The sequence below is a fragment of the Calderihabitans maritimus genome (assembly GCF_002207765.1).
GTDB lineage: Bacteria > Bacillota > KKC1 > Calderihabitantales > Calderihabitantaceae > Calderihabitans > Calderihabitans maritimus.
The window spans coordinates 60,747-65,209 of the sequence record NZ_BDGJ01000126.1 but is presented as its reverse complement, the minus strand read 5'-3'; the positions used below and the strand labels follow the sequence as shown (position 1 = coordinate 65,209).

The 4,463-nt window shown below is 45.9% G+C and carries 7 protein-coding genes and 1 riboswitch; all 7 genes read right to left on the bottom strand.

Annotated elements, in window-relative coordinates; all coding sequences use genetic code 11:
• Positions 1-374 (bottom strand): ATP-binding cassette domain-containing protein (locus KKC1_RS11135; protein WP_143288741.1); only part of this gene is annotated, 374 nt, incomplete at its 3' end.
• A complete protein-coding gene (locus KKC1_RS11130; RefSeq protein WP_088554527.1) occupies positions 364-1,068 on the bottom strand; it encodes an ABC transporter permease in 705 nt (234 codons plus the stop codon). The genes KKC1_RS11130 and KKC1_RS11135, both read right to left, overlap by 11 nt.
• 6 nt (positions 1,069-1,074) lie before the next feature.
• Complete coding sequence (locus KKC1_RS11125; protein WP_088554526.1) at positions 1,075-1,920, bottom strand: ABC transporter substrate-binding protein; 846 nt, start codon at positions 1,918-1,920, stop codon at positions 1,075-1,077.
• Between the two features lie 66 nt (positions 1,921-1,986).
• A riboswitch (molybdenum cofactor riboswitch) is annotated at positions 1,987-2,106 on the bottom strand.
• 45 nt (positions 2,107-2,151) lie between these two features.
• Positions 2,152-2,604: a protease complex subunit PrcB family protein gene (locus tag KKC1_RS11120; RefSeq protein WP_088554525.1), complete on the bottom strand. Its 453-nt coding sequence runs from the start codon at positions 2,602-2,604 to the stop codon at positions 2,152-2,154.
• 371 nt (positions 2,605-2,975) lie between these two features.
• The gene (locus KKC1_RS11110; RefSeq protein WP_202820049.1) at positions 2,976-3,728 is read right to left on the bottom strand and encodes a geranylgeranylglyceryl/heptaprenylglyceryl phosphate synthase; all 753 of its coding nucleotides are present in this window, start codon (positions 3,726-3,728) and stop codon (positions 2,976-2,978) included.
• Positions 3,729-3,815: 87 nt separating this feature from the next.
• The gene (locus KKC1_RS11105) at positions 3,816-4,058 is read right to left on the bottom strand and encodes a hypothetical protein (protein ID WP_088554523.1); all 243 of its coding nucleotides are present in this window, start codon (positions 4,056-4,058) and stop codon (positions 3,816-3,818) included.
• Positions 4,059-4,077: 19 nt separating this feature from the next.
• Positions 4,078-4,463 (bottom strand): hypothetical protein (locus tag KKC1_RS11100; protein WP_192868208.1); only part of this gene is annotated, 386 nt, incomplete at its 5' end.

Genomic DNA, 4,463 nt, shown 5'->3' with positions numbered 1-4,463 from the left:
CCCAGCTTTCCCAGCCAATATTCTACTTTCTTTTTAATCTGTCGCTTACCAAGACCTCTATAGTAGAGACCTAGAGCTACATTGTTAAAAACCGATGTTTTCAGTAAAAGAGGATCCTGCATCACTAAAGTAACTCGCCGTCGCAGGAACAGATTATTGTCAACTCCAACCGGCCTGCCCTTAAACATTAGCTTCCCTTGCGAAAGCTTCTGGACTCCTGCCAGTACTAGCAATAAGGTGCTTTTTCCGGCACCGTTGGCTCCCGCTATGGCCAGGACTTCGCCGCTACTGACTTCTAAACGCGGGATATGCAAGATTACCTTTTTTGATTTCTCAACAACAGCATTTCGTAGTTCCATTATATTATGTTTCATGCAGTTTCCCCCGCTGCTGTGTCAAGGTTAGTATGAAAATGATAATATAGGCGAGTGCCAGCAAAACTATACTGAGGGCAATGCCTTTAGAAAAATTCCCCCGCGAAACTTCCAGGACTATTGCGGTAGTTAATACCCTGGTCTGCCCGGCAATATTTCCTCCCACCATCATAGAGGCTCCTACTTCTGAAACTACTCCGCCGAATCCAGCAATAACAGCCGCCATTATAGCCAATCGAGCCTCTTTGATGAGGGTATACCAAAGCTGCCATCGCGATGCCCCCAGGCTTTTTAACTGCATTACCAGTTTAGGATCGATCTGCTGCATTCCTACTATGGTTAAACTGGTAATGATGGGTGCTGCCAGCGCCACCTGCGCTATAACTATGGCTGCCGGCGTATACATAAGTCCTAGAAAACCAAGGGGCCCTGAACGCCACAGCAGCAAACTTACCCAAAGACCCGCCACCACCGGCGGCAAGCCCATACTGGTGTAAATCAAGGTAATGATAGCGTTTCTTCCCTGGAAACGCTTCAAGGCCAGAAAGCAACCCAAAGGAATCCCTAAGAGCAAGCTCAATAAGGTTGCCGCTCCCGATATTTTTAAAGTCCGGAGGGTAATGTCCAGTACTTCCCTATCGCCCTGTATGAGAAGCAAAATGCCTTCTCGTAATCCCTGCCATATTAAGTCCAACCTTCCCTACTCCCTTCCCTTCCGGGCATCGGGATAGAATAGAGGTTGTCCGAATTCTTTCACCCCGTACTCACCAATAACCTCCTGGGCTTCCGGTCCCACCAAGAAATCGACCAGAGCTCTTCCCCCTTCTTCATTTGTCCCGGGAAATTTCTCCGGGTTGACCTGCATGACATGATAAATATTCATAAGTACCGGATCTCCTTCAAAAACAATTTCCAACCGAAGGTGCTTTTTCAGCTTAAGATAAGTTCCGCGATCCGTCAGAGTGTAACCCTCTTTTTCGGAAGCGACATTGAGAGTATTCCCCATCCCGGTTCCTGTTTCCTGATACCACTTATTCCCTTGCGGTTTCAGACCGGCTTGCTCCCAGATACCCAGTTCCTTCTTATGAGTGCCGGAAGAATCTCCCCGGGAAAGAAAGAGCGCCTCACTATCAGCTATTTTTTTAAAAGCTTCCGCGGCACTCCCGCTACCTTTGACACCGGCCGGGTCTTCGGGAGGCCCTACTATTACAAAATCGTTGTGCATAACCCGGCGATAATTGATAACAACTCCCTTTTCTACCAACGGACGCTCCGCCTCTGGAGCATGTACTAATAGGACATCAGCATCGCCCCTCTCCCCCATAGCTAGCGCCTTACCCGTACCTACCGGTACTGTCTTAACTGTATAACCGGTTTTCTGCTGGAAAAGGGGAATTAACACATCCAAAAGTCCACTATCATAAGTGCTAGTCGTAGTTGCCAAAATAATTTCCTTAGTGTCGGCACCAGATGAACATCCGGATACGGTCACTCCTAAGGTTAATAGAATAAAGAAAGCAACAATTAACAAATTAACTTTTCGCATTGGTTCAACTCCTTTCTAACCATAAATAAAAACAAAAAGTCCGGCTCGGAAATCGGCAGTCGGACTGTAAATAATATGCACCTCCTTTCCACAATGGAGAGGCATAGCCGTTTCCAGCCTATACCCTATCGACTTCTAAGCCATAGCTTACGCCTTAGGCCTAAAAGTTCGGAGGGAAGTTATTAAATTGATATTATTATAAATAGTTCCACAAATGATTTAAAAATCCTTCTATTCTGCTTCTTGAATGCGCAGTTTTTCTAAAATTTTTCCTTCCACCTTGTGGACTTCTATCGGATGTCCGTCATCAGGAATCGCAACCACTTCATACGGGTAAGTAATAGCTTGAGTTACCATTTGGCCCGGCTTAGGCTCAGTGAAAACTACCTGGACAACCCATTTCTTCCCCTCCTGCAAAGAAACCTGCTCAACCTTCACATCGTAACCGCCGGTAGGCTTCTCTCCTGCTGCTATAAGCAACACCCGATATCCCCCAAATTTTTTCTGAAACACTCCGGCAGAACGGTGCAAGGACTCTACCCAATTGGCCGCTTGCGGCGCAGGAAGCTTTTCTAATCCTACCAATACCTGCCCCATCTCTTTTACCTCCCTTGACTCCCCGACAGAACATCCCATAACACCCAAGACGAATAGCAACAATATCAGTAGCCACCATTGTTTCACTGTATAACCTCCTTTCTGCTACTATAGACGGTCCTTTCCCTTTTTTGTTCCCTGAAGAGAACGCCGGGAAACTTGTTTAACCCGATACCCAGCGTTTACATATACTATAGGTATACCGAACTGCGAAAGGAGGATATGTATGTCCATGAAACATCTCCACTATCATTATTACTATAACCGTCCTCCCTACGGATATGCGGGAGACCGTTATCATAAAGATGAAGTTCAAGTACATGAACATTATCATTACGGAATGCCCTGTTCTCAACATGATAACCCGGGGAACCCCCATTTTTTCCTTCCCTTCTTGTTTCCGTTCTTCCCCTTCTTCCCATTCTTTTTCTTCCGCCGCCCCTTTTTCTGGTAGGTGGTTAAACGTTAGCGCCTTCAGGCGCTTTATTTTTTATACCTTTTACGGCAGAAACCAGATCGTTCAGGGGATAATCCCGGTTAGCATAGACAACATTGCCAATCACGACTGTATCCGCAGCCCGGGCCATCTCTTTTGCCTTTGCCGCGCTGTCGATACCGCCTCCATAGAACACTTGGGCGTAACGCAGTCCTTCTTTGACCATTCTAACCAGCCGGGGATCACCGTAAATGCCGCTGTACTCCAAATAAACAATAGGAAAATTGAAAACCCTTTCGCCCACTCTAGCATAAGCCAACACTTCTTCCGGTTCTAACTCAGTCCTGCTTTCCGTAACCTGAGCCACGGCAGAGAGAGGGTTGAGAACCACATATGCCTCAGGGATTAATATTTCCGGGCCTTTCATCGAGTATAACAGTTCACCTATTTGCTGCATAACTTTGCGGTGAGCTTCTACCAACCATGTAACCTTTCCGCTGTTTAGTACCACTGGTATTAAATAGGCATCTGCTCCCGAAACCACCGCCTCCGGAGAAGATACTTCTATCACAACTGGCAAATGGTGTCCACAGATATTCCGTACTTGCTCTAGGAGTTTGGTTACTTTTTCCCGGGTTATCCTCTGGGTGCCTCCGATGATTACCGCATCAGTCCCACTATCCCGAACTTCCTTGATTAATTCGCGGCTATTATTTTTGTCCGGGTCCAATTTGGTAACATGCTTCCACTTGTTCCACTGAATACTGTAATCCACATCAAATTCCTCCTATTAGCGGCCTTTTTTTCAGCTCAAAAAAACCAGGGGAACCTGTAGGTCCCCCCATAAGCTAAGAATCTGAATTTACTCTATGGTATAAAATAACCCCCCTAGATACTGTCCTAAAACAGCAAAAGCTATAGTAACAGGTATGTAGGAGATGCCCAAATGGGTCTTAATACGTAAATAAACTATTAAAGGAATCGATAGGTGTACGGCCAGAAACCAGAGGAAAGAAAACTTGGGAACACTGGCTCGCCACCGACCGAGGGGAACATTAACCACCAGCGCCACCAAACTTACGATAAAAATAGAGGCCAGTTCCATGCTTCCACTCCCTGGAAAATTATTCAAAACGACGGTTGAGAATCATCGGCCAGCCTAAATAACGGTAATTAATACTTATCTCCTTAGCATAAGAAACTTTTGGTCGTAACTCCTGATAAGTTATCATTATACCGTATCGATAGGGTAGTCCGGTACTTTCACTTCGCCGTCTTCCCCAAACGACAGGAAGCGTAGCGCCGGGTACATCTTCTGCTTCAAATCCTTCCTCTTCTGGATAGCCGGGAAAAGCACTGCCAACATTTTCTCCCGACTTACTAACTACGGCGTTTATTTGAAGTATTTTCACACCTTCAAAATCTTCAACCTTAACTTCTTCTAAACGTATGGGAAACAATCCGTGATTAATTAAGTCAAAACCAGTAGATACCACTCTCCCGGGTATCC

Bases quoted from the DNA above. Each gene is read 5' to 3' on its own strand.
- KKC1_RS11105 (WP_088554523.1), bottom strand. From the start codon at position 4,058: ATGGAACTGGCCTCTATTTTTATCGTAAGTTTGGTGGCGCTGGTGGTT.
- KKC1_RS11125 (WP_088554526.1), bottom strand. From the start codon at position 1,920: ATGCGAAAAGTTAATTTGTTAATTGTTGCTTTCTTTATTCTATTAACC.